At 62.9% G+C, this 21289-nt stretch carries 21 protein-coding genes and 2 tRNA genes; 14 read left to right on the top strand and 9 right to left on the bottom strand.

Annotated elements, in window-relative coordinates; all coding sequences use genetic code 11:
- The 5 genes from cyoC to KEC45_RS10215 are packed head-to-tail and all read left to right on the top strand — an operon-like array spanning position 1 to position 3569.
- Complete coding sequence (gene cyoC, locus KEC45_RS10235; RefSeq protein WP_062179787.1) at positions 1–627, top strand: cytochrome o ubiquinol oxidase subunit III; 627 nt, start codon at positions 1–3, stop codon at positions 625–627.
- Positions 624–1022 carry a cytochrome o ubiquinol oxidase subunit IV gene (gene cyoD / locus KEC45_RS10230; RefSeq protein WP_062179789.1) on the top strand — a complete coding sequence of 133 codons (399 nt, stop codon included), beginning with the start codon at positions 624–626 and terminating at the stop codon, positions 1020–1022. The genes cyoC and cyoD overlap by 4 nt, the downstream gene beginning before the upstream one ends.
- A complete protein-coding gene (locus KEC45_RS10225) occupies positions 1019–1720 on the top strand; it encodes an SURF1 family protein (protein ID WP_062179790.1) in 702 nt (233 codons plus the stop codon). Before cyoD ends, KEC45_RS10225 begins: the two co-directional genes overlap by 4 nt.
- A gap of 59 nt (positions 1721–1779) precedes the next feature.
- Positions 1780–3027, top strand: coding sequence for an ATP-binding protein (locus KEC45_RS10220; RefSeq protein ID WP_238586620.1), 1248 nt, complete (start codon positions 1780–1782; stop codon positions 3025–3027).
- A complete protein-coding gene (locus tag KEC45_RS10215) occupies positions 3024–3569 on the top strand; it encodes a response regulator transcription factor (RefSeq protein ID WP_062179793.1) in 546 nt (181 codons plus the stop codon). Before KEC45_RS10220 ends, KEC45_RS10215 begins: the two co-directional genes overlap by 4 nt.
- A gap of 129 nt (positions 3570–3698) precedes the next feature.
- On the opposite strand, the gene KEC45_RS10210 is transcribed toward KEC45_RS10215, so the two are convergent.
- The 4 genes from KEC45_RS10210 to KEC45_RS10195 all read right to left on the bottom strand — a co-directional run bounded on the left by KEC45_RS10210 (position 3699) and on the right by KEC45_RS10195 (position 8034).
- A complete protein-coding gene (locus KEC45_RS10210) occupies positions 3699–5813 on the bottom strand; it encodes a prolyl oligopeptidase family protein (RefSeq protein WP_062179795.1) in 2115 nt (704 codons plus the stop codon).
- Positions 5814–5887: 74 nt separating this feature from the next.
- A complete protein-coding gene (locus tag KEC45_RS10205) occupies positions 5888–6310 on the bottom strand; it encodes a DUF4112 domain-containing protein (RefSeq protein ID WP_062179798.1) in 423 nt (140 codons plus the stop codon).
- Positions 6311–6352: 42 nt separating this feature from the next.
- Complete coding sequence (locus KEC45_RS10200) at positions 6353–7846, bottom strand: ABC transporter substrate-binding protein (protein ID WP_062179803.1); 1494 nt, start codon at positions 7844–7846, stop codon at positions 6353–6355.
- 102 nt (positions 7847–7948) lie between these two features.
- Positions 7949–8034: transfer RNA gene (locus KEC45_RS10195), tRNA-Leu, on the bottom strand.
- A gap of 91 nt (positions 8035–8125) precedes the next feature.
- On the opposite strand from KEC45_RS10195, the gene KEC45_RS10190 reads away from it, so the two are divergent.
- Positions 8126–9073, top strand: coding sequence for an ABC transporter ATP-binding protein (locus tag KEC45_RS10190; RefSeq protein WP_062179805.1), 948 nt, complete (start codon positions 8126–8128; stop codon positions 9071–9073).
- Positions 9070–9837 (top strand): ABC transporter permease, encoded by a 768-nt coding sequence (locus KEC45_RS10185; protein WP_062179808.1) that lies wholly within the window; start codon positions 9070–9072, stop codon positions 9835–9837. The genes KEC45_RS10190 and KEC45_RS10185 overlap by 4 nt, the downstream gene beginning before the upstream one ends.
- Positions 9838–9988: 151 nt before the next feature.
- Here KEC45_RS10185 and KEC45_RS10180 read toward each other — a convergent pair whose 3' ends face one another.
- The 4 genes from KEC45_RS10180 to aroA form a co-directional block, all read right to left on the bottom strand.
- A complete protein-coding gene (locus tag KEC45_RS10180) occupies positions 9989–10267 on the bottom strand; it encodes an integration host factor subunit beta (protein ID WP_062179812.1) in 279 nt (92 codons plus the stop codon).
- A 203-nt stretch (positions 10268–10470) separates the two neighbouring features.
- Positions 10471–12183, bottom strand: coding sequence for a 30S ribosomal protein S1 (gene rpsA, locus KEC45_RS10175; protein WP_062179815.1), 1713 nt, complete (start codon positions 12181–12183; stop codon positions 10471–10473).
- Positions 12184–12459: 276 nt separating this feature from the next.
- Positions 12460–13089, bottom strand: a complete 630-nt coding sequence (locus KEC45_RS10170; RefSeq protein ID WP_062179819.1) for a d(CMP) kinase — start codon at positions 13087–13089, stop codon at positions 12460–12462.
- The gene (gene aroA, locus KEC45_RS10165) at positions 13086–14426 is read right to left on the bottom strand and encodes a 3-phosphoshikimate 1-carboxyvinyltransferase (RefSeq protein WP_062179822.1); all 1341 of its coding nucleotides are present in this window, start codon (positions 14424–14426) and stop codon (positions 13086–13088) included. Before aroA ends, KEC45_RS10170 begins: the two co-directional genes overlap by 4 nt.
- Before the next feature lie 124 nt (positions 14427–14550).
- Between aroA and KEC45_RS10160 the strand changes: the two genes are divergently transcribed.
- The 3 genes from KEC45_RS10160 (at position 14551) to KEC45_RS10150 (ending at position 15343) form a co-directional block, all read left to right on the top strand.
- Positions 14551–14874 (top strand): TIGR02300 family protein, encoded by a 324-nt coding sequence (locus KEC45_RS10160; RefSeq protein WP_056370418.1) that lies wholly within the window; start codon positions 14551–14553, stop codon positions 14872–14874.
- A gap of 131 nt (positions 14875–15005) precedes the next feature.
- Positions 15006–15081: transfer RNA gene (locus KEC45_RS10155), tRNA-Ala, on the top strand.
- Positions 15082–15196: 115 nt separating this feature from the next.
- Complete coding sequence (locus tag KEC45_RS10150; RefSeq protein ID WP_193749132.1) at positions 15197–15343, top strand: hypothetical protein; 147 nt, start codon at positions 15197–15199, stop codon at positions 15341–15343.
- 98 nt (positions 15344–15441) lie between these two features.
- On the opposite strand, the gene catB is transcribed toward KEC45_RS10150, so the two are convergent.
- The gene (catB, locus tag KEC45_RS10145; RefSeq protein WP_062183781.1) at positions 15442–16065 is read right to left on the bottom strand and encodes a type B chloramphenicol O-acetyltransferase; all 624 of its coding nucleotides are present in this window, start codon (positions 16063–16065) and stop codon (positions 15442–15444) included.
- A 420-nt stretch (positions 16066–16485) separates the two neighbouring features.
- Here catB and KEC45_RS10140 point away from each other — a divergent pair, with 420 nt between their 5' ends.
- The 4 genes from KEC45_RS10140 to KEC45_RS10125 all read left to right on the top strand — a co-directional run bounded on the left by KEC45_RS10140 (position 16486) and on the right by KEC45_RS10125 (position 21284).
- Complete coding sequence (locus KEC45_RS10140; RefSeq protein WP_062179825.1) at positions 16486–17094, top strand: TetR/AcrR family transcriptional regulator; 609 nt, start codon at positions 16486–16488, stop codon at positions 17092–17094.
- A gap of 103 nt (positions 17095–17197) precedes the next feature.
- Positions 17198–19510, top strand: coding sequence for a TonB-dependent receptor (locus tag KEC45_RS10135; RefSeq protein WP_252171999.1), 2313 nt, complete (start codon positions 17198–17200; stop codon positions 19508–19510).
- Positions 19507–20493: an alpha/beta fold hydrolase gene (locus KEC45_RS10130; protein ID WP_252171998.1), complete on the top strand. Its 987-nt coding sequence runs from the start codon at positions 19507–19509 to the stop codon at positions 20491–20493. The genes KEC45_RS10135 and KEC45_RS10130 overlap by 4 nt, the downstream gene beginning before the upstream one ends.
- The gene (locus KEC45_RS10125) at positions 20490–21284 is read left to right on the top strand and encodes an SDR family NAD(P)-dependent oxidoreductase (RefSeq protein WP_062179830.1); all 795 of its coding nucleotides are present in this window, start codon (positions 20490–20492) and stop codon (positions 21282–21284) included. Before KEC45_RS10130 ends, KEC45_RS10125 begins: the two co-directional genes overlap by 4 nt.
- The last annotated feature ends 5 nt before the right edge of the window (positions 21285–21289 follow it).

Genomic DNA, 21289 nt, shown 5'->3' with positions numbered 1-21289 from the left:
ATGAGTGCCAAGACCATGACCGCAGACGAGCCCGTCCAGTTCTACGACCTCGACGAGCACGCACATCCCGAGGGGCACAGCACGATGCTGGGCTTCTGGATCTACTTGATGAGCGATTGCCTCATCTTCGCGATCCTCTTTGCCTGCTATGCCGTGCTCGGCGGCAGCTATGCCGCCGGACCGGCGCCGAAGGATCTGTTCGACCTGAAACTAATCGCGCTCAACACCGCGATGCTGCTCTTCTCGTCGATCACTTACGGTTTTGCGGTGCTCCAGATGCAGCAGGGCAAGGTGAGGGGAGTTCAACTTTGGCTCGCGATCACCGGGTTCTTCGGCTTGGCCTTCCTCGGGATCGAACTCTATGAATTCCATCATCTGATCGAGATTGGTGCGGGCCCGCAGCGCAGCGCCTTCCTGTCGAGCTTTTTCACGTTGGTCGGCACCCACGGGCTGCACGTCACCTTTGGTATCATCTGGCTGGTCACTTTGATGTTCCAACTGTCGAAGCACGGGCTGATCGCCGCAAACAAGCGCCGCGTGATGTGCCTCAGCATGTTCTGGCACTTCCTCGACGTCGTGTGGATCGGCGTCTTCACCTTTGTCTATCTGATGGGAGTGCTGCGATGAGCGCCGATCCCGCCCACAACGTTTCTGGCGCGCACGGTCATGATGAGATCGAGATGCCGCACGCGTCGATGCGCGACTATGTCATCGGTTTCGTCCTGTCGGTGATACTCACCGCCATACCCTTTTGGCTGGTGATGACGATGCCGCTGAGCGCCGGTGCGACGGGTGCGATCATCATGGGCTTTGCGGTGGTCCAGATCGTCGTTCACATGGTCTTTTTCCTGCACATGACGCCAAAGGCCGAGGGCGGCTGGTCACTGACCTCGCTCGTCTTCACGATCATCGTCGTCGTGATCATGCTGGCGGGGTCGCTGTGGGTGATGCACCACCTCAACACCAACATGATGCCGATGCCGCACGAGCCGACCAGCCAGGCTACGGGTCAGGTGCCGTGAAACGCACCCGCCGCGCGGCCTTTGCCGCAGCGGCGCTGATCGCGGCGATCGGCCTCGCGGCGCTCGGCGTTTGGCAGCTCGAACGGCGCGTGTGGAAACATGAACTGGTCGCGGCGGTCGAAGCGCGCATTCATGCGGCGCCGGTGGCCGCGCCCGGGCCTGGCGCGTGGGATGCGGTCGACGCAAAGGATGACGCCTATCGCCGCGTCACCGCAACGGGCGTTTTCCGCCATGATCGCGAAACGCTCGTCCAGGCGGTCACCGATCGCGGGCCCGGCTTCTGGGTGCTGACGCCGCTGGAAACGCCGAGGTTCGCCTTGCTGGTCAATCGCGGTTTTGTGCCCAAGGACCGGCGCGACGTGACGACGCGCGCGGTGGGGAACGTCACGGGACCTGTGACGATAACCGGGCTGTTGCGCGTCACCGAACCCGCGGGCGCATTCCTGCGTTCGAACGATCCGGCGGCGGGCCGTTGGTTTTCACGCGATGTGGAAGCAATCGCGAAAGCTAGGGGGCTCAGCAATGTCGCGCCCTATTTCATCGACGCCGACGCTTCGCCGAATCCCGGCAGCTATCCCGTCGGTGGGCTGACCGTGGTGCGTTTCCCCGACAATCATCTGGTCTATGCACTGACGTGGTTTGCGCTTTGTGCGCTCAGCCTCTTTTTTGCCTGGCGGCTGTGGCGTATTCGCGATTGATGACCAGTTCGACGATCTTGCCGGCCGCGCCAGCTCGAGTCCCCGCCGGGCGCCGCAACATGACGCTGCTGATCCAGCTTCGTTGGATTGCGGTCGGCGGGCAACTTGCGACGATCGGGATCGTCAGCGGGCCGATGGGTATATCGCTTCCACACGCCCCCCTGCTTGCCGCGATCATGGTGCTGATCGCGATCAACTTTGCGAGCATTGCCTTGCTCCGCCGCGGCCGCGCGGTGACCAATGCGGAATTGACTGCGGTGCTGCTGTTCGACGTTGCCGCGCTCTGCTGGCAACTTCACCACAGTGGAGGGCTGGCCAATCCTTTCGCCTCGCTGTTTCTATTACAGGTCGTGATTGGTGCGATCCTGCTGACGCCGCGTTCGTCGTGGGCGATCGTCGCGGCGGCGCTGGCAGCACTCGCGGCTTTGCGTATCGACCCGACGCCGCTCTTGTTACCGCCGCCCTATGCGGCCGATCCGATGGGGCTGTATCTGAAGGGCAGCTTCGTCTGTTTCCTGCTGATCGCGGTGCTGTTCGTGGCCTTCGTTACGCGGATCAACCGCAATTTGCGCGACAGCGATGCGGCGCTCGCGGCGAGCCGTCAGCGTGCCGCCGAGGAAGATCATATCGTGCGCATGGGCCTGCTCGCATCAGGCGCCGCGCACGAGCTAGGGACGCCGCTCTCGACGCTTTCGGTCCTGATTGGCGACTGGAAGGCCGCACCGCGGCTCGCGAAGGACCGCGAGATGCAAGAGGACCTCGCCGACATGGATGCGGCGGTACAGCGCTGCAAGGCGATCGTCAGCGGCATCCTGATGTCGGCGGGCGAGGCGCGCGGCGAGGCGCCGCAGCTCACGACGATGCGCGCTTTCCTGATCGACATCGTCACCGGATCGCGCGCGCTCCGCCGCCCCGGCACGGTCGAGTTCAACGACCGCTTCGGCGTTGACGTCGCGATCGTATCGGACCCCGCGCTGCGGCAGGTGATCGACAATGTGATGGACAATGCATCCGAAGTGTCGCCCGACTGGGTCGGTGTCAGCGCGACGCGCGACGGCGATATGGCGGTGATAGAGATCGCGGATCGCGGGCCCGGGTTCAGCGACGAGATGCTCGCGAATTTCGGTCAGCCCTATCGTTCGACCAAGGGGCGGCCGGGCGGCGGGCTTGGGCTGTTCCTGCTCGTGAACGTGCTGCGCAAGCTTGGCGGCGGGGCGACGGTGGCGAACCGCGACGCGGGCGGCGCCTTGGTGCGGATCACGCTGCCGATCTCGGCGGTCGCGCGGCCCGGTGGAGAAACGACATGAGCGAGGCCACGAACGACGGGCGGAAATTGCTGATCGTCGAGGACGACGAGGCGTTCGCGCGGACGCTGAAGCGTTCGTTCGAGCGGCGCGGCTATGTGGCAAAGGTCGCGCACAGCCCCGAGGAGATGGACGAGATATTGCAGAGGTTCCGTCCAGGCTATGCCGTCGTCGACCTGAAGCTCGGCAGCGCGTCGGGGCTTGCGTGCGTGCAGACGCTGCGCGCGTCGGACGCGATGATGCGGATCGTCGTGCTCACCGGCTTTGCGAGCATCGCGACGGCGGTCGAGGCGATCAAGCTCGGCGCTTCCTATTATCTCGCTAAACCGTCGAATACCGACGATATCGAGGCGGCGTTCGACCGCGCCGAGGGCAATGTGGAAACGCCGGTGGGCGACCGCCAGTCGTCGATCAAAACCGTCGAATGGGAACATATCCATCAGACGTTGGTCGAGACCGATTTTAACATATCGGAGACCGCGCGGCGGCTGGGGATGCACCGTCGCACGCTCGCGCGGAAGCTGGAAAAAAGGCAGATTCGTTAGCGCTACATGCGCCGACCAAGACCGTTCGCCCTGAGCCTGTCGAAGGGCCGCTCTGTCTTTTGACATTGCAAGAAGAAGAACGGTACTTCGACAAGCTCGGCACGAACGGTTTTGGATACGGCTGCGCCGCTATTTCTTCTCGACCAGTTCGCGCAGCAGGAAGCCGTGGAGCATGGCGGCGCGCACCGCATCTTCGGCATGGTCGGCGCCGACCGAATGGCCGCCCTCCAGATATTCGTGATAATAGACGCGGTTGCCGTTCTCCATCAGCCGCGCGGCAAATTTGCGGGCGTGGCCGGGGTGGACGCGGTCGTCCTTGGTCGAAAGATAGAGGAAGATCGGTGGGTATTTCACGCCCTTGCGGATGTTGTGATAGGGCGAATATTTCGACAGGAAGGCCCAATCCTCGGGCACGTCGGGATCGCCATATTCGGCGACCCACGAGGCGCCCGCGAGCATCTTGTCGTAACGCCACATATCCTTGATCGGCGATCCCGAGATGACGGCGCCATAGAGATCGGGGCGCTGCGTCATCGCCGCGCCGACAAGCACGCCGCCGTTCGATCGGCCGGAGATTGCGATCTTGCCCTTCGCGCTGACCCCGGTTTTTACCAGATCCTCCGCGACCGCATGAAGGTCGTCGAAGCTGTTCTGGCGCTTTTCGCGCAGCGCAGCCTGGTGCCAAGCGGGGCCATATTCTCCGCCGCCGCGGATGTTGGCGAGGACATAGGCGTTGCCGTCCTCGACCCAGAACAGGCCGAGCGGGCCGGCGCGATAGGGCTGGCCGGTGAGATATCCCGGCGTCTGCGCCGCGCGGAAGCCGCCATAGGCGTGGACGAGCGCCGGGACGGGGCCGGTCGAGCCCTTTTTTCGGGCGATGAAATAAGGAATTTTGGTGCCGTCCTTCGACGTAGCGAAACGTTTTTCGACGGTCATGTCCTTGGCGTCGAAGGTTGCGGGCAGGCTCTGCACCGCCTGCGGCGCGGCGGTTTCGGACACGGCGTAAAGCGTCGGCGGCATCAGCATCGTCTCGGCGCTCGCGAAGATCGTATCGCGCTTGCCGATCGCGCCCGCGATGTTGACGGTCGCGTTGGCGGCGAGCGGAACCTCCTTCTGACTCCAACTGCCGGTCTTCGGGTCGCGGCGCAGCGCGAAGAGCTTGCCCTCCACATGGTCGAGCGCCTTGACCCAAAGGATATTGTCGGTCGCCGAGACATCCTCGATCGCCTGAGCCTTCGTCGGCGCCATCACCGGAATGATCGGCACCTGCCGGTCCGCCGCCATGTCCTCGAGCGACAGCGAAATCAGCGAGCCCGCGGGAAAGCCGGTCCCGAAATCCTTGTTTAGAAAGACGATTGCCTGTCCGCCGAGCACATCGCGAAGGCTGGCGGTGTCGGGAATGATCGTCGAATGATAGCTGTCACCGCCAAGGCCGCGGATCAGGTAATCGGTGGTGTAGAAGGTCTTGCCGCGGCTGATCATCGGCCAGCGCTTGCCGCCGTCGACAAGTGCGAAGACGTTCATTCCGACATCTTCCTGCTCGCCCTCGGCTACCGTCGCCGCCGACGCGAGCGGGGTGCCGCGCTTCCAGCGTTTGACGATGCGCGGATAGCCCGAAGCGGTCATGCTGCCCGGACCATAATCGGTCGCGACGAGCAGGGTGTCGGCGTCCTCCCATGTCACGCTGCTCTTTGCCTGCGGCAGCGTGAAGCCGCCGCCGACGAAGCTTTTTGTCGTGCGGTCCCATTCGCGAACCACGTCGGCGTCGGTGCCGCCGGGACTGACCGAGACGAGGCAGCGCTTGTAATCCGGCGCAAGGCAGTCGGCGCCATGCCAGACCCAGCTCTGTTTCTCCGCTTTGCCGAGCGCGTCGACGTCGATGAGCGTCGTCCAGACGGGCTTGCCCGCGAGATAGGCATCGAGCGGACTCTGGCGCCAGATGCCGCGTGGATTGTTTGCGTCGCGCCAGAAATTGGTGATCATGTCGCCCATCACTTCGCCCGGCTCGGCGATCTGGCGGTCGTCGTCGAGGATTTCGCGCGCACGCTTGCGGTCGGCCTCGAAACCCGGGCGACCGGTGATCAGCTTGTCGGTTGCCGCATTTTCCTTTTTGACCCAGTCCAGCGCCTTCGCGCCCTCGATATCTTCAAGCCAGAGATACGGGTCCTTGTCTTGCGGCGCGGCGGTCGCAACGGCGGTTATCGAACAGCTTAGGGCAAGCGCGGCAAGGCTGGCGCGGATCATTCAATAGTCTCCCCTGGGGTGTGGCGGCGCTGTGTTAGCAGCATTGAACACCCCAAGGGAAGAAGGCGCATCGCCTATTGGTCGATGATGATCGTACCGGGGTGATGCTTGTCGAGATGTTTCTTGATGATCTTGAGATTGCGCGTGTTCGAGCGGAAGAAGAAGTCGAACGCGTCGCCGACGACCGGGACCGCGCCGAGTGCGGTATCGACGCCCAGATTGCCGACCATGCGCCAGACCTTCCATTTCGGCATGCCGAGGTTGCGCGCTTCCCAGATCAGATAGGCGCCCATTGTCGCCGCGATCACATCGCCGACGACAGGGACGAGCCCAACGATTGCATCGAGGCCGACGGGGCGGTTGATGCCGGGAATGACGAAGCTGCGTTCCAGCAGGATTTCCAGTGTCTCGACGCGCTTGCGCAGCGCAGCCGGATCGTTGCGATTGGAAATCAGCGCGTCGAAAAGCGCATCGGGATTCGGGGTCGAAGGGGCCATCGGGGTCCTTTCAAAAGCGCTCGAACTTGCAGCGCCGCTGTATTAGTTAGGTAAGGCGATCACATGATTCAATGGGTGCTGCGCGCGGCCATTTGCGCGGAGGCCCGTCAGGCGCTGGGACGCGACAGACCAACGCAGCGGAGTCGCGAGCGGAATGAAAGGGGCATAGCGTCCGAGCACCGCTTCGGCCTCGCTAACCTGAACCCGACGCTGGCCGGCGTCGATATTGACCGTCGCCTGGTCGATCAGCTCCTGCGCCTCCCGGTTGCAGAGCGTATCGCGGCGGCACGACAGGCGGCGCAGCGCCCACAGCGCATCGTCGTTCGGCGCAACTTCGTCGATGAGCCGGAGGTCGGCGGTTGCCGCCATCGCGACGCGCTGACTTGGCACACCGACCGCCTTAAAGTCGGCCGACACATAAGCAAAAAGGATGCGACCGCCGGGGGTGTCGGGAACCGCGATGCGCAGCGGCTCGATCGCACGCCCGGCGGCGCGCCAGGCGTCGACGGCGCGCTTTGCCTGCGCGATCCGCGAGGCCTCGTCATATTCTGCCCAGGCGGGCACGAGTGGTGCGGGGCCGCCATCGCGTGCATAAAGTGCCGGGCGGAGCGTGACCTGCGGTTGCCATTCGGCGAGCCCGAAAGCTTCGATCAATCGCTCGCGACGAATTGCGCGGACCAGCGCGTCGCGGTTGGCGTCGGTCGCAAGGAAGCCTTCGGCGCGAACGAACGACAGACCGAACAGGCCGGGGACCGGGTCGACGACCAGGCGCGATCGGCCGATGTTCGACGCGGCGAAATAGGGCAGGGTCGAAAAGCGGCCGCCGACGACACCGTCGGCATAGCCATTCTTGAACCGCGCAAGCGCCCCGGCGGGCGAGGTGCCGGTGAGTTCGATCGAGGCGGCGGGGTCGTTTGCGGCTGCTTCGGCCGCCTCGGGGTCTTCGGCAAGTGGATCGGGAACGGGCGAAAGCAGCACTGCGCGGCCGATCTTGCGCGCGCGCATCGGGCCCCAACCCATGCCCTTGTTGACGATCGCCATCGAGGGCTGCGCGAGCAGTTCGAGGATCGCGGGCTGCGGCACTGCAAGGCGGATTTCGATGACGGTATCGGTCATCGCCTTGATCGTATCGACCTCGGGAAAGTCGTTCTTCAGCACATGCCGGCTCGCGGGAGCCAGATAGGACCGCAGGATCGCGGCGACATCCTCGGCCGTCACCTTGCGACCATTCGTCCATTTGGCCTCGCGCAGGCGGAAGATATAGCTGCGCCCGTCGGTCGTTACGGTCCAGCGATCTGCGAGGCCGGTGTCGATCTGGCCTTCGCCGTCATAGCTGACGAGGCCCTGCGATGTCGCATCGAGCAGCGCGGCATTGGCGGAAGACAGCTCGCCATTGAGCGGGGTCGCGGAGGGATTGAGCGTGCCGATTGCGGCGATCTTGACCGGGCCGCGTTCGCCGAACAAGCCGCAGCCGGTCAGCGCGAACGGGGCGGATGCGGCGAGCAGCAGGGCGGCGGCGGGACGGACGAAAGGCATTGCGCAGCACCCTAGGACGGGGCGCGGCGCAAGGCCATGCCCTATATCGGCCGATTATCCGCCGACCAAATAAGGTGGCGGGGGTCACTTCCGATTTCTGTCTGGTGCGGACGGCGGGACTTGAACCCGCATACCCAGAGGATGGCAGATTTTAAGTCTGCTGCGTCTACCGATTTCGCCACGTCCGCGTGACCGACGCCGGTCAAGCCGATGGACCGATGGAGGTCAAGCGATGTTTGACGCTTCACGCCATGCTGTGGCTCGGCTAGATGCCGTGCCATGACTCCAGTCCTCGAAATTTCCGGTCTCGGAAAAACATATAAAAGCGGTCACAAGGCGCTGAGCGATGTCGACCTGACGATCAACAAGGGCGAGATTTTCGCGCTGCTCGGGCCGAACGGTGCGGGGAAGACGACGCTGATCAGCATCGTTTGCGGGATCGTGACGGCGAGCAGCGGGACGGTGATCGTCGGCGGGCACGACCATGCCCAGGGCTATCGCGCGGCGCGGACGATGATCGGGCTGGTGCCGCAGGAATTGCACACCGACGCGTTCGAGAGTGTGATGGCGACCGTCAGCTTCTCGCGCGGGCTGTTCGGCAAGCCCAAGGATCCGGCGTTCATCGAGCAATTGCTGCGCGATCTGTCGCTGTGGGACAAGCGCTCGGCGAAGATCATGGAATTGTCGGGCGGGATGAAGCGCCGCGTGATGATCGCGAAGGCGCTGTCACACGAGCCCGAAATCCTGTTCCTCGACGAACCGACCGCGGGCGTCGACGTCGAGCTTCGCCGCGATATGTGGAACATGGTGCGCGGGCTTCGCGAACGCGGCGTCACGATCATCCTCACGACGCACTATATCGAGGAGGCCGAGGAAATGGCTGACCGCGTCGGTGTGATCACCGGCGGGCGGCTGATCCTCGTCGAACAGAAGGACGAACTGATCAAGAAGCTGGGGCGTAAGACGCTGACGCTCAACCTTGTCGAACCGCTCGCGGCGATCCCCGAAGAGCTGGCGCAGTGGAAGCTCGAACTGACGGGCGACGGCAATGAGCTGGTGTATGAATTCGACAGCCGCGCCGAGGCGACGGGGGTGCCTTCGTTGCTCAGGCGGATGACCGACATCGGCGTTCAGTTCAAGGATCTGCACACGCGCCAAAGCTCGCTCGAGGATATTTTCGTCGGGCTGGTGCATGATTCGAACGGTGCGAAGGGAGAAGCCGCATGACCGCGAACTGGCGCGGTGTGCGCGCAATCTATGCCTTTGAAATGGCGCGCTTCGGCCGCACCTTCTGGACCAGCCTGATGTTGCCGGTGATCACCACCGCGCTCTATTTCGTCGTCTTCGGATCGGCGATCGGCAGCCGGATGACCGAGGTCAGCAATGTCCCCTATGGCGCGTTCATCGTGCCTGGGCTGATGATGCTCACGATGTTCACCGAGAGCATCAGCAACGCCTCGTTCGGCATCTATATGCCCAAATGGACGGGGACGATCTACGAAATGCTGTCGGCGCCGCTGTCGCCGCTGGAGACGGTCATCGCCTATGTCGGCGCCGCGGCGACCAAGTCGGTGGTCATCGGCTCGATCATCTTTGCGACCGCGCACCTTTTCGTCGACGTGCAGGTCGCGCACCCGCTGCTGATGGTCGCCTTCATGATCCTGATGGCGGTGACATTCTGCCTGTTCGGCTTCATCATCGGCATCTGGGCGCAAAGCTTCGAGCAGCTTCAGGTGATCCCGATGCTGGTCATCTATCCGCTCACCTTTCTGGGCGGCGCTTTTTACTCGCTCGACATGCTGCCTGCCGCCTGGCGGACGATCACGCTGTTCAATCCCGTCGTCTATCTGATCAGCGGGTTCCGCTGGACCTTCTTCGGCAAGGGCGACGTCGGGATCGAAGTCAGCATGAGCGCGGTCGCGCTGTTCCTGGCGCTGTGCCTCGGTGTGATTTTCTGGATGTTCCGGACGGGATACCGGCTTAAGAACTGAGCCGGCAGTCCATAGACTTTACCGACTTCGTCATCACGGCGCAGGGTGTTCGGAAGGCACGTGGCTCCGAAACACGATCTCATGGCATTCTATTGACGCGCCGACGAGAATCCGGCCTGCGCCGGAATGACAGCTAGCAAATGCGGAAAATTCAGCCGTTCAGGCGTTCGCGCATTTCCTTGCCCGGTTTGAAATAGGGCACGCTCTTCGCCTTCACATCGACGGAGGCCCCTGTTCGGGGATTGCGTCCGACGCGCGACTCGCGCGATCGGGTGGAGAAGGCGCCGAAGCCACGCAGTTCGACACGCCCGCCCGAGGCGAGCTGATCGACGATGGAATCGAAGAATGTGTCAACGATGCGCTCGACTTCCTCTAGCCGCAAATCGCTGTTTTCGCTCGCGATCTTCTGAACCAGTTCTGACCGGATCATCTGCTTCCCCTATTATGTATAGCCACGCATTTCCTGCCGAAGCAGTTCCGGTCGTTGCCGGTCCATTGTGCGCGAGACCCCTCCCAACGCGCGCAGAAGGTATCACGAATCACTGTCCGGTCAAAATATATCACCGAAAGAAAAAGGCCCGCAGAGGGACACTCTGCGGGCCTTTTGTTTCGCGTGAGCGAGGGAAGAGGAAATTAATCCTTCTTGCCGGCCTTCAGCGCTTCGCCGAGGATGTCGCCGAGCGACGCACCCGAGTCCGACGAACCGTACTGAGCAACCGCTTCCTTCTCTTCGGCGATCTGCATCGCCTTGACCGAGAAGTTCGGCTTTTTCGAACGGTCGAAGCCGATGACCATCGCATCGAACTTCTGACCGACCTGGTAACGTTCGGCGCGCTGTTCGTCGCGATCGCGGCCAAGATCGGCGCGCTTGATGAAGCCGGTGGCGCCATCTTCGCCAGCCTGAACTTCGAGGCCGTTGTCGCGAACTTCGAGGACCGAGACGGTGACGACGTCGTTCTTCTTCAGCGAACCGACGGCAGCGGTACCGCCACCAACGGCCGGAGCACCCTTTTCAAGCTGCTTGATGCCGAGGCTGATGCGTTCCTTCTCGACGTCGACGTCGAGAACGACGACCTGCACGGCCTCGCCCTTGCGGTGGAGGTGCAGCGCTTCTTCGCCCGAGATGCCCCAAGCGATGTCCGACATGTGAACCATGCCGTCGACGTCGCCCGGCAGGCCGACGAACAGACCGAATTCGGTCGCGTTCTTGACTTCGCCTTCGACGACCGAGCCGACCGGGTGAGCTTCAGCGAAAGCACCCCAGGGGTTCGACTGGGCCTGCTTGAGGCCGAGCGAAATGCGGCGCTTGTCGCTGTCGACTTCGAGGACGATGACGTCGACTTCCTGGCTGGTCGAAACGATCTTGCCCGGGTGGACGTTCTTCTTGACCCACGACATTTCGCTGACGTGGACCAGGCCTTCGATGCCCGCTTCGAGTTCGACGAACGCGCCGTAGTCGGTGATGTTCGTGACAGTGCCCGAGAGCTTCGCACCGACGGGGTACTTGGCGGCGACGCCTTCCCACGGATCGCTTTCGAGCTGCTTCATGCCAAGGCTGATGCGCTGCGTGTCGCGGTTGATGCGGATGATCTGGACGCGGACGGTGTCACCGATGTTGATGACTTCGCTCGGGTGGTTGACGCGCTTGTAGCTCATGTCGGTGACATGGAGCAGGCCGTCGATGCCGCCGAGGTCGACGAACGCACCGTAATCGGTGATGTTCTTGACTGCGCCTTCGATGATCTGGCCTTCTTCGAGGTTCTGGATCAGGCCCGAACGCTGTTCGGCGCGCGTTTCCTCGAGGATGGCGCGACGCGAGACGACGATATTGCCGCGGCGGCGATCCATCTTGAGGATCTGGAAGGGCTGCGGCAGGTCCATGAGCGGGCCAACGTCGCGCACGGGGCGGATGTCGACCTGCGAACCCGGAAGGAACGCAACGGCGCCGCCGAGGTCGACGGTGAAGCCGCCCTTGACGCGGCCAAAGATGACGCCTTCGACGCGTGCTTCCTTGTTGAATTCTTCTTCCAGGCGGTCCCAGGCGGCTTCGCGGCGGGCGCGATCGCGGGACAGCATGGTTTCGCCATTGGCGTTTTCGACGCGGTCGACATAGACTTCGACTTCGTCACCGACGTTGATGTCGGCCTTCTGGCCCGGCATGGCGAATTCGCGAAGCGGCACGCGGCCTTCGCTCTTCAAACCAATGTCGATCACTGCCAGGTCGTTTTCGATCGCGGTCACGGTGCCCTTGACGACGCGGCCTTCAAAGCCGCCATCAGCACCACCCAGCGATTCGTCGAGCATCGCGGCGAAATCGTCGCGCGACGGAAAAGCCGTAGAGGCCATAGAGTGTTTTCCTTACTTCATTTGTTCCGGCCAAGCGGTTGGTTCCGCTGGTCTTGTGGCCGATCCGTCCTGCCCGCCGGATGCGAGGCAAGACATCCTTCGAACCTTTGGCAGGACAAGGCAGGGGCAAAGCAAAAGGGGCGCGACGGATCAGCTCCATCGCGCCCGACGCTCGGGTAAGAGCGGCGGTTTGTCCGTGCCTCGACCGGCAAAATGCCCGTCGGACGGCGCGCGTATAGTGCGCACCCCCCTTAAAAGCAAGGTGGAAAGCCGGTCTCAGCCGCGCGCCTTGCGGCGCTCCTCGATGAAAGCGATGGCGGCGGCGAGTGCTGCGTCCCGGTCCATGTCCGTGTTGTCGAGCAGCATGGCGTCCGGCGCGCGCATCAGCGGCGCGTCGGCGCGGCCGGTATCGCGCGCGTCACGGGCGTGAACGTCGGCGAGTACGGCTTCGAAGCTTACGGTAACGCCGCGCCCCACCATCTCGGCATGGCGGCGCCGCGCGCGTTCTTCGGGGCTGGCGGTGACGAACAGCTTGGCGTCGGCGTGCGGCGCAATCACCGTGCCGATGTCGCGGCCGTCGAGCACTGCGCCGCCGGGCTGGTTCGCGAATTCGACCTGCCGTTCGAACAGCGCGGCGCGGACCTGTGGGTGGACCGACACGCGGCTGGCGAGCCCGCCGGTGGTTTCGAAGCGCAGCGCGGGATCGTCCAGCAGGCTGTCGGGGAAGTCGCAGGCAGCCAAAGCATCGGCGGCACTGTCTGCATCACCATGGTTCAGCTGCGTCTGGTAACCGACCGCGCGATAAAGGAGCCCGGTGTCGAGTACGGGCAAGCCGAAATGTTCGGCAAGCTGGCGCGCGAGTGTGCCCTTGCCCGACGCGGTGGGGCCATCGACTGCGATGATCATTGCTGGAGTCCGGCCAGCAGTTCCTCGAAATTGGGGAAGCTGGTCGCTACCGGGGCGATGTCGTCGATCGTCACGGCTGCCTTGCTGACGAGGCCCGCGATCGCGAAGCTCATGCAGATACGGTGGTCGAGATGGCCCGCGATGGTCGCGCCGCCGGGCAGCGGGTCGCCGCCCGTGCCGTCGATGATCAGTCCGTCCTCGGTCTCTTCGACGCGCGCTCCGATCGCCTTGAGGCCCGTGGCCATTACGGCAATGCGGTCGCTTTCCTTGACGCGCAGTTCGTCGAGCCCCGTGGTAACCGTGCGGCCTTGGGCGAGCGCTGCGGCGACGAAGAGGATCGGAAATTCGTCGATCATGCTTGGCGCGACCGCGGGATCGACCTCGATGCCCTTGAGGCTGCTGTATCGAACGCGAAGGTCGGCGACGGGTTCGCCGCCGACTTCGCGCGCATCGACAAGTTCGATGTCGCCGCCCATCTGCCGCAGGACTTCGACCAGACCTGCGCGTGTGGGATTAAGACCGACATTGGCAATGAGGACATCCGAACCGGGGACGACGAGCGCGGCGACGATGAAAAATGCCGCGGACGAGGGGTCGCCGGGGACGACGATCGTCTGCGGTTTAAGTTCGGCCTCGCCGCGAATGCGGATATGGCGCGTACCGTTGCCGCCCAACTCGACCGTCAGCTCGGCCCCGAAGCCGCGCAGCATGCGTTCACTATGGTCGCGCGTGGGCACGGGTTCGATCACTTCGGTGATCCCCGGCGTGTTGAGACCCGCGAGCAGGATCGCGCTCTTCACCTGCGCCGAGGCGACGGGGAGGCGATAGGAAAGGGGGATGGCGGGCGCGAGGCCGCGTACCATCAGCGGCAGAGTCTTGGTCCCTTTGGCGCCCGGCGAAGCGCTGATGTCGGCGCCCATCTGCGAAAGCGGGTCGATGACGCGGCCCATCGGGCGGCCGGACAGACTGGCGTCGCCAATAAAGGTCGTGGTGATCGGATGGCTCGCGACAAGGCCCATGAGCAGGCGGGTCGAGGTGCCGCTGTTCCCCATGTCGAGAGCTTCCCGAGGTTGAAGGAGCCCGCCGACGCCGACGCCATGAATGCGCCATTCGCCGTCGTCCCGGCGTTCGATCGTCGCCCCCATCGCGCGCATCGCGGCGGCGGTGGCGAGCACGTCATGCCCTTCGAGCAAGCCGGTGACGCGGCTTTCGCCGACTGCGAGCGCCGACAGCATCAACGAGCGGTGCGAGATGCTCTTGTCACCCGGAATCGCGATCCTACCTTTAAGCGGAACGGAAGCAGAAAAGCTGCGCGGCGTGGCGGTTTGATCGGTCATGGCGTGCGGCTTTTGACAGCGGCCTTGCAATCTGGCAAGGCGCACGCCGATTTGACGGATAGCTATTCAAATTCCGTCGCTCTTCCGATATTTTTATCCTGTTCCAAAGGGTTACGAGGCATATATGATCAAGGCTGAATGGGGCACGAAGCGTAGCTGCCCGAAATGCGCAACCCGATTCTATGATTTGACCAAGGATGATCCGATCAACTGCATCAATTGCGGTTACAACTGGATTCCGGAATCGGTTCTGAAATCGAAGCAGCCGATGCCGTTCGAGCAGATCGAAAAGCCCGGTAAGGTCGTCAAGGAAGAAGGCGTCGACGAGGATCTGGATCTGGACGTCGATGTCGACGAGGATAGCGATTCTCCCGACAATGACGTCGACCTCGGCGGCGACGACGATCTGGGCGTCGCGACCGCGGACGACGACGACGTCGAAACCTGATTTTCTGAGCGGGGGGTCAAAAAGGCATCGCAAGATGCATTTGGCCCCTTGCATCACCCGACGGCGCTGCTAAAGGCGGCGTCCCGGTCGCAGCCAACATGATTGGCCAGGGCGGCACGATGAAATGGTACGGGGCCTTAGCTCAGCTGGGAGAGCGCCTGCATGGCATGCAGGAGGTCAGCGGTTCGATCCCGCTAGGCTCCACCATTTCCTCGCTATATCAATGATGTAGCTAGATTTTCTGTGGAAAATCCCACCTTTATCCCAACGCTTTGATTTAAGTGTCTTTTGAGATCGGCCTGCCTTCTATCTGAAGTCCGCCTTGATTCTCGAAAATCGCGCCGATGTGCAGTTTGAGGCGACATCTGCTTCTATTGCTTTCGTGAAAGCCGACGTTCGTTCAAGCTCTATTGTGGATGCCGGAGCTTGGGACCTTGCCGACAGTTCGCCATTGATCGCGCTGGCTTGAAGCTGTTTGTTCTGCGTCCAGGCAAGTTTCGGCCAGTCACGGCCGGGGGGTGGGTGGAAACGGGTCGACCCATTTCCACCCTTGTCGTTCATCGGCAGTTACTTCGCAGAAAAGTGCTTATAGAGGCTTTCGACGTTGCCAGCGGTCAGCAATGTCATAGCGCTCTTGAGATCCTCATCGGACCAGTTCCACCATTGCATCTCGGCGAGCCGGAGGATGTCTTCGTCACTGAAACGCTTTCGGATCGGACGCGCAGGATTTCCTCCGACAATCGTATAAGGCGCGACGTCGCGCGTCACGACGGCTCGAGTGCCGATGACGGCGCCGTCCCCGATGGTGACCCCCGGCATGACGATGGCTTCGGAGCCGATCCAGACGTCGTTGCCAATCACTGTGTCGCCCGCAGCAGTGAAGCCGTTGAGCGCATCTTCGAATGCAGGCACCTCCGGCATCCAGAAAAAGGGAAATGTGCTGATCCAGTCGTTCCGGTGTCCCTGATTGCCCGCCATGATAAAGGCGGCGCCCGACCCGATTGAACAGAAACTGCCGATGACAAGCTTGTCTGCATCGTCGTCGGGGAGAAGAAAGCGGGCGCAATCGTCGAAGCTATGGCCGTGATAATAGCCCGAATAATAGCTGTATCGACCCACGCGGATATTGGGATGCGTGACTTGTTTGTCGAGCGTGATCCCCTTGAAGGGGCTATCGAAATAATTGGTCATGAAATCGTCCGATGAAACCGGCTCTGTGCGCCGGCGGCTGTTCAAGCCGTGCAACATCCGCAGGCGCGGCCGGATCGGCGCGCCTTCGTTACTCCACACATCTTCGTGCGGGAGGCGGTTAGATGGTACAGGGGGCCGATTTCATCGGACCTCCTTATCGAGCACGCCGAAGCCGGGCAAGCTATTGGCACACTCCCGATAGCTGGGTGCGGCCGATATGCGTTCGATGCGGCGGCGACGGCTGAGCGGTCAGCGATCTTCGCTTTCGCTGATCCTATGGGAAAGCGGACGGCCAGCTAAAGGCCAGTCCGGAATGTTCGTCTGACAGACATCGACCGAGTTTGACGTTTTGACGCTGCGCAGCCAAATGGTCCTATGAGCGATGTGACTTCTATTCCTGTTGCCGGTCGGTCGCGCCGAATGACGCGACGCGGCATCGACACGCGGGAAAAAATCCTCGACGCGACGATCAAATGCATCGTGCGCGCGGGTTTTACTGCGACCACGATCGAGCATGTTATGGCCGAGGCCGCGCTGAGCCGCGGCTCGGTACTTCACCAGTTCCCCAACCGCGTGGCGTTAATGGTGGCGACCGCCGAGCGAGCGATGCGCGGCGTCATGGAAGCGGCCCGCAGCATGGCCGAGGCAATCGAAGATCCGTTCGAGCGATTGTCCGACTATGCGCGCATCTCTTGGGAAACGCATTCGCAGCCTGAGGGGCTTGCGTTGACTGATATCCTGCTGGCGGCGCGTTGGGATCGCGAACTGCTCGACGGATTGCAGCCGGTCACAAGCAGGGTCGAACAGGAGATCCACGACGAGTTCATCAAGCTCGCACGGGAGGCGGGCTTCGCCGATGCCGAGGCGCTGGTTCCGCACGGCTGGCTGCTGATCGCGAGCGTGCGCGGGCTGATCATCGAGAATAGCGTGAACCAGTCGCGTCCGATGATCATCGCCGCGATCGAACGGATGAAGGAACGACACCGTCGGTTTTGCGCCAATCTTGCGGCAAGGGGCCGCGAAAAATAAAAATAGGCAAACTTGATTAGTCGTACTTGACTAGTTTTGGGCAATCTGATTTCCTGAAGGAAAGTCGGCAACCAGATAAGCCGACTCCAAAAAGGAGAGAGAGATGCCCAAGGGACTTGCGGCGCGCCTGTTGGCAGGCGTGGCTTTTGCCGGATCTGTAATTGCTACCCCGGTAGTGGCACAGACGGCGGAGGCGGACAGCGCCGAAACGACGGCCGAAAATGCAAGCGAAATCATCGTCACCGCGCAGCGCCGCGAACAGTCGCTGAACTCGGTCCCGATGTCGATCACCGCCATCGGCGGCGACCAACTCACCGCGCAGGGCATCAGCACCGTTGCCGACCTCGCCAAGATCGTTCCCGGTCTGACCTTTACCCAGAGTCAGATCGCAACCCCGGTCTATACGATACGCGGCGTCGGCTTCTACGAATCGACGCTCGCGGCGTCGCCCGCAGTCAGCGTCTATGTCGACGAAGTGCCGCTGCCTTTCGCGATCCTGACGCAGGGCGCCGCGCTCGACCTGTCGCGCGTCGAGGTGCTGAAAGGGCCGCAGGGCACGCTCTACGGCCAGAACGCGACCGGCGGCGCGATCAACTATATATCCGCCAAACCAGGCAGCGAATTCGAGGCCGGGGCTGATGCGAGTTTCGGCCGTTTCAACGCGTTCGAACTGTCGGGCTTTGTCAGTGCGCCGCTGACTGACACACTCGGTGTGCGCCTGAGCGCGCGGGTCGACCAAGGCGGAGCCTGGCAGCAGAATTACACGCGGAACGACAAGCTGGGCAGCGCCCGCCGCATCGCGGGGCGCGCGCTCGTTGTCTGGAACCCGACCGACACGCTCGAATTCACGCTTAACCTCAACGGGTGGCGCGACAAGTCGGACGTGCAGGCGCCGCAGCTGACCGCGCACACGCCCTATAACCCGGCCGGCGCCTATCCCTATGTGCTCGCGACGCCGCTGGCGCCGGAGAATGCGCGTGCCGCCAACTGGTCGGCGCAGACCCCGATGCGCCGCGACGATGATTTCTACCAGGCCTCGCTGCGCGCCGATCTCGACGTGTCGGACGATGTTCGCCTGACGTCGATCACCTCATGGATCGAATTCAACACGGACGCGACGCAGGATCTCGACGCGACGCAGTGGCGCCAGCTCGACAGCTATACGCCGGGCAATGTGAAGAGCTTCTTCCAGGAACTGCGGCTGACCGGCACCAGCGGCGACGCGCGCTGGATTCTCGGCGCCAATTATTCGCACGATAAGGCAGGCGAGCAGCAGATCCTCTTCACGAACGATCTCAGCAGCAACGTCATCATCCCCGGCCTGCCGATCCTGACCGTATCGGCGGTGTTTACCAATCAGAAGGTGACCACTTATGCGGGCTATGCGAATCTCGAATATGATCTGACGCCGAACCTCACCGCGCAGGGCGGCATCCGCTACACGCGCAACGAGCGCAGTTTCAACGGCTGCGGCTATGATGGCGACGGCACGACCTATTTGAGCTTCAACGTGCTGACCGAATTGTTCACCGGCGCGCCGCCGATCACGCCGATCCCGGCCGGCGGCTGCCTGACCTTCAGTCCCGCATTCCAGCCTTCGCTGGTCGTCGATGAACTAAAGCAGGATAATATCTCATGGCGTGGCGGGCTGACCTATACGTTCGACAACCGCGCGATCGTCTATGCGAACATCTCCCGCGGGTGGAAAGCGGGCGGGTTCCCGACGGTGCCGGCATCGTCCTTCACCGGATTCCTGCCTGCGACGCAGGAATCGTTGCTCGCCTATGAAGCCGGGTTCAAACTGCCGCTCGCTGATCGCACGCTGCAGTTCAATGCCGCGGGCTTCTACTACGATTATTCGGACAAGCAGGTCCGCGGCCGCATTCTCGACCCGATCTTCGGGCTGCTCGAACGGCTCGTCAACATCCCCACCTCGCACATCTATGGTGTCGAGGCGGCGATCGACTGGCGGCCGGTGCAGGGGCTGACGGCGAACCTGTCAGGCACCTATGTGAAGAGCCGCATCGACGAATTCACGGGCTATAACGGCACCGGAGTCTTCGCCGATTACGAAGGTTCGGCATTCCCGTTCACCCCGAAGTGGCAGGCGACCGCCGACGTCCAGTATAAATGGCCCGTCAGCGATCGCTGGAACGCTGTGATCGGCACCAACGTCAACTACAACAGCGCGACCAACTCGACCTTCGGCGATCCCGCGATCCTGCGGATAAACGCCCGGACGCTTGTCGACGTGCGCGCGGGTGTCGAGACCGAGGACGGCAAGTTGCGCGTCCAGCTTTGGGGGCGCAACATCTTCAACGAATATTACTGGAACTCTACCTTCCAGGCCGACACCGCATGGCGCATGGCGGGCCGCCCCGCGACCTATGGCATCTCGGTCGGTTGGCGTCTGTGATCCAACCCGCCTTCCACATGATAGCCACCAACGGCATCAACCTGCGCGCGGCGATAACCGGCGAAGGGCCGTTGGTGGTGCTTGTGCATGGCTTTCCCGAAAGCTGGGCGGCCTGGCGGCACCAGATCGGACCGATCGCGGCGGCGGGCTACCGTGTATGCGCCATCGATTGCCGCGGATACGGGGGCAGCGACAAGCCGGATGCCGTCGAATCCTATGATCTGGAAAGCATGACGGCCGATATCGCGGGCGTCGTGGATGCAATGGGCGAAGGCCGGCCCGGCATTTTGATCGGTCATGACTGGGGTGCGTATCTGGTCTGGCATACTGCGCTGCTGCACCCCGACCGGGTCAGCGCGGTCGCTGCGCTGTCGGTGCCGTTCATCGGCGTCGCCGAGGTCGCTTTGATAGATGCCCTAAAGCCCGTCTATTCGGATCGGGGACGCTTTTTCTATCAGGACTATTTCCAGACGCCCGGTATCGCGGAAGCGGAAGCGGAGGCTGACCTCGACGGCTTTATCCGCCGTTTCTATTTCTGGCTGGCGGGGGAAGCTCCCGACGGTTTGGGCGACGAGCGGTCCGCCGATTCCCGCCTGCTCGACGGATTACCCGATCCCGATCCCTTTCCCGCGTGGCTGCCCGATGCGGACATCGCGTATCTGACCACCGAGTTTCGCGCGAGCGGTCTGCGCGGGCCGCTCAACCGTTATCGCAACCAGCACCGCGATGTCGCCTATCTGGAGCCATGGCGCGGAAGGGTGATCGATCAGCCGGCGCTCTATATCGGCGGCACGCGCGACCTTGTGCTGTCAATGCTGCCCGGCCTCGACATGATCGCAGCGATGCGGGCCCAAGTACCTAACCTGTCCGATGCGATCCTTCTCGAGGGTTGCGGGCATTGGACACAGCAAGAGCGGCCCGAGGCGGTAACGGCAGCGCTTTTGGCCTGGCTGCATCAAGAGAAAGAAGGACAGACGCAATGAGATTTGCAGGCAAGGCCGCGATCGTCACTGGCGGCGCATCCGGTATCGGGGCGGCATTTGTGCGTCGCTTCGTCGCGGAAGGCGGATCTGTGATGATCGCCGAACTCGACGTCGAACGGGCAGCGGTGTTCGCGGCCGAACTCGGCCCGCAGGCGGCTTGCGAACTGGTCGACGTTGCCGATGCCGAGGCCTTCGATCCGCTCGCCGAGAAGACGGTCGAGCGCTTCGGCGGGATCGACATCCTCTTCAATAATGCCGGGGTCGGCAATTTCGGGCTGACTCCCGATATGGACATCGAGCAGTGGCGGCGCTGCATCGCCGTAAATCTCGACGCAGTCTTCTACGCCTGCCGTGCCATCATCCCGCATCTGAAGGCGCGCGGGGGCGGGGCGATCGTCAACACCGCCTCGGCATCGGGCATGGCAGCCGACTATGGCTTCACGGCTTACAACGCAGCGAAGGCCGGGGTGATCAACTACACCCGCTGCCTCGCGATCGACCATGCGCGCGACAATATCCGCGCCAACGCGATCTGCCCCGGCCCGGTCGATACCCCGCTGCTGACAAGCGGCGTCGACGCGATCGAAGGGCTGCGCGCCGAATGGGAAAGGATCGTGCCGTCGGGCCGCTTCGCGCGTCCGGAGGAGATTGCATCGGTCGCGCTGTTCCTCGCCTCAGACGATGCCAGCGGCGTCACCGGTGCGTCGATCCCCGTCGACGGCGGCCTTACCGCACATACGGGGCAGCCGGACCTGCGCGACGTCATGGCTGCTGCCGCCCAAGAAGCGTGAAAGGA

The sequence above is a fragment of the Sphingopyxis sp. USTB-05 genome (assembly GCF_023822045.1).
In the GTDB taxonomy this organism is placed as follows: domain Bacteria; phylum Pseudomonadota; class Alphaproteobacteria; order Sphingomonadales; family Sphingomonadaceae; genus Sphingopyxis.
The sequence above is the reverse complement of the archived record's forward strand: the minus strand, read 5'-3'. Positions and strand labels throughout refer to the sequence as shown.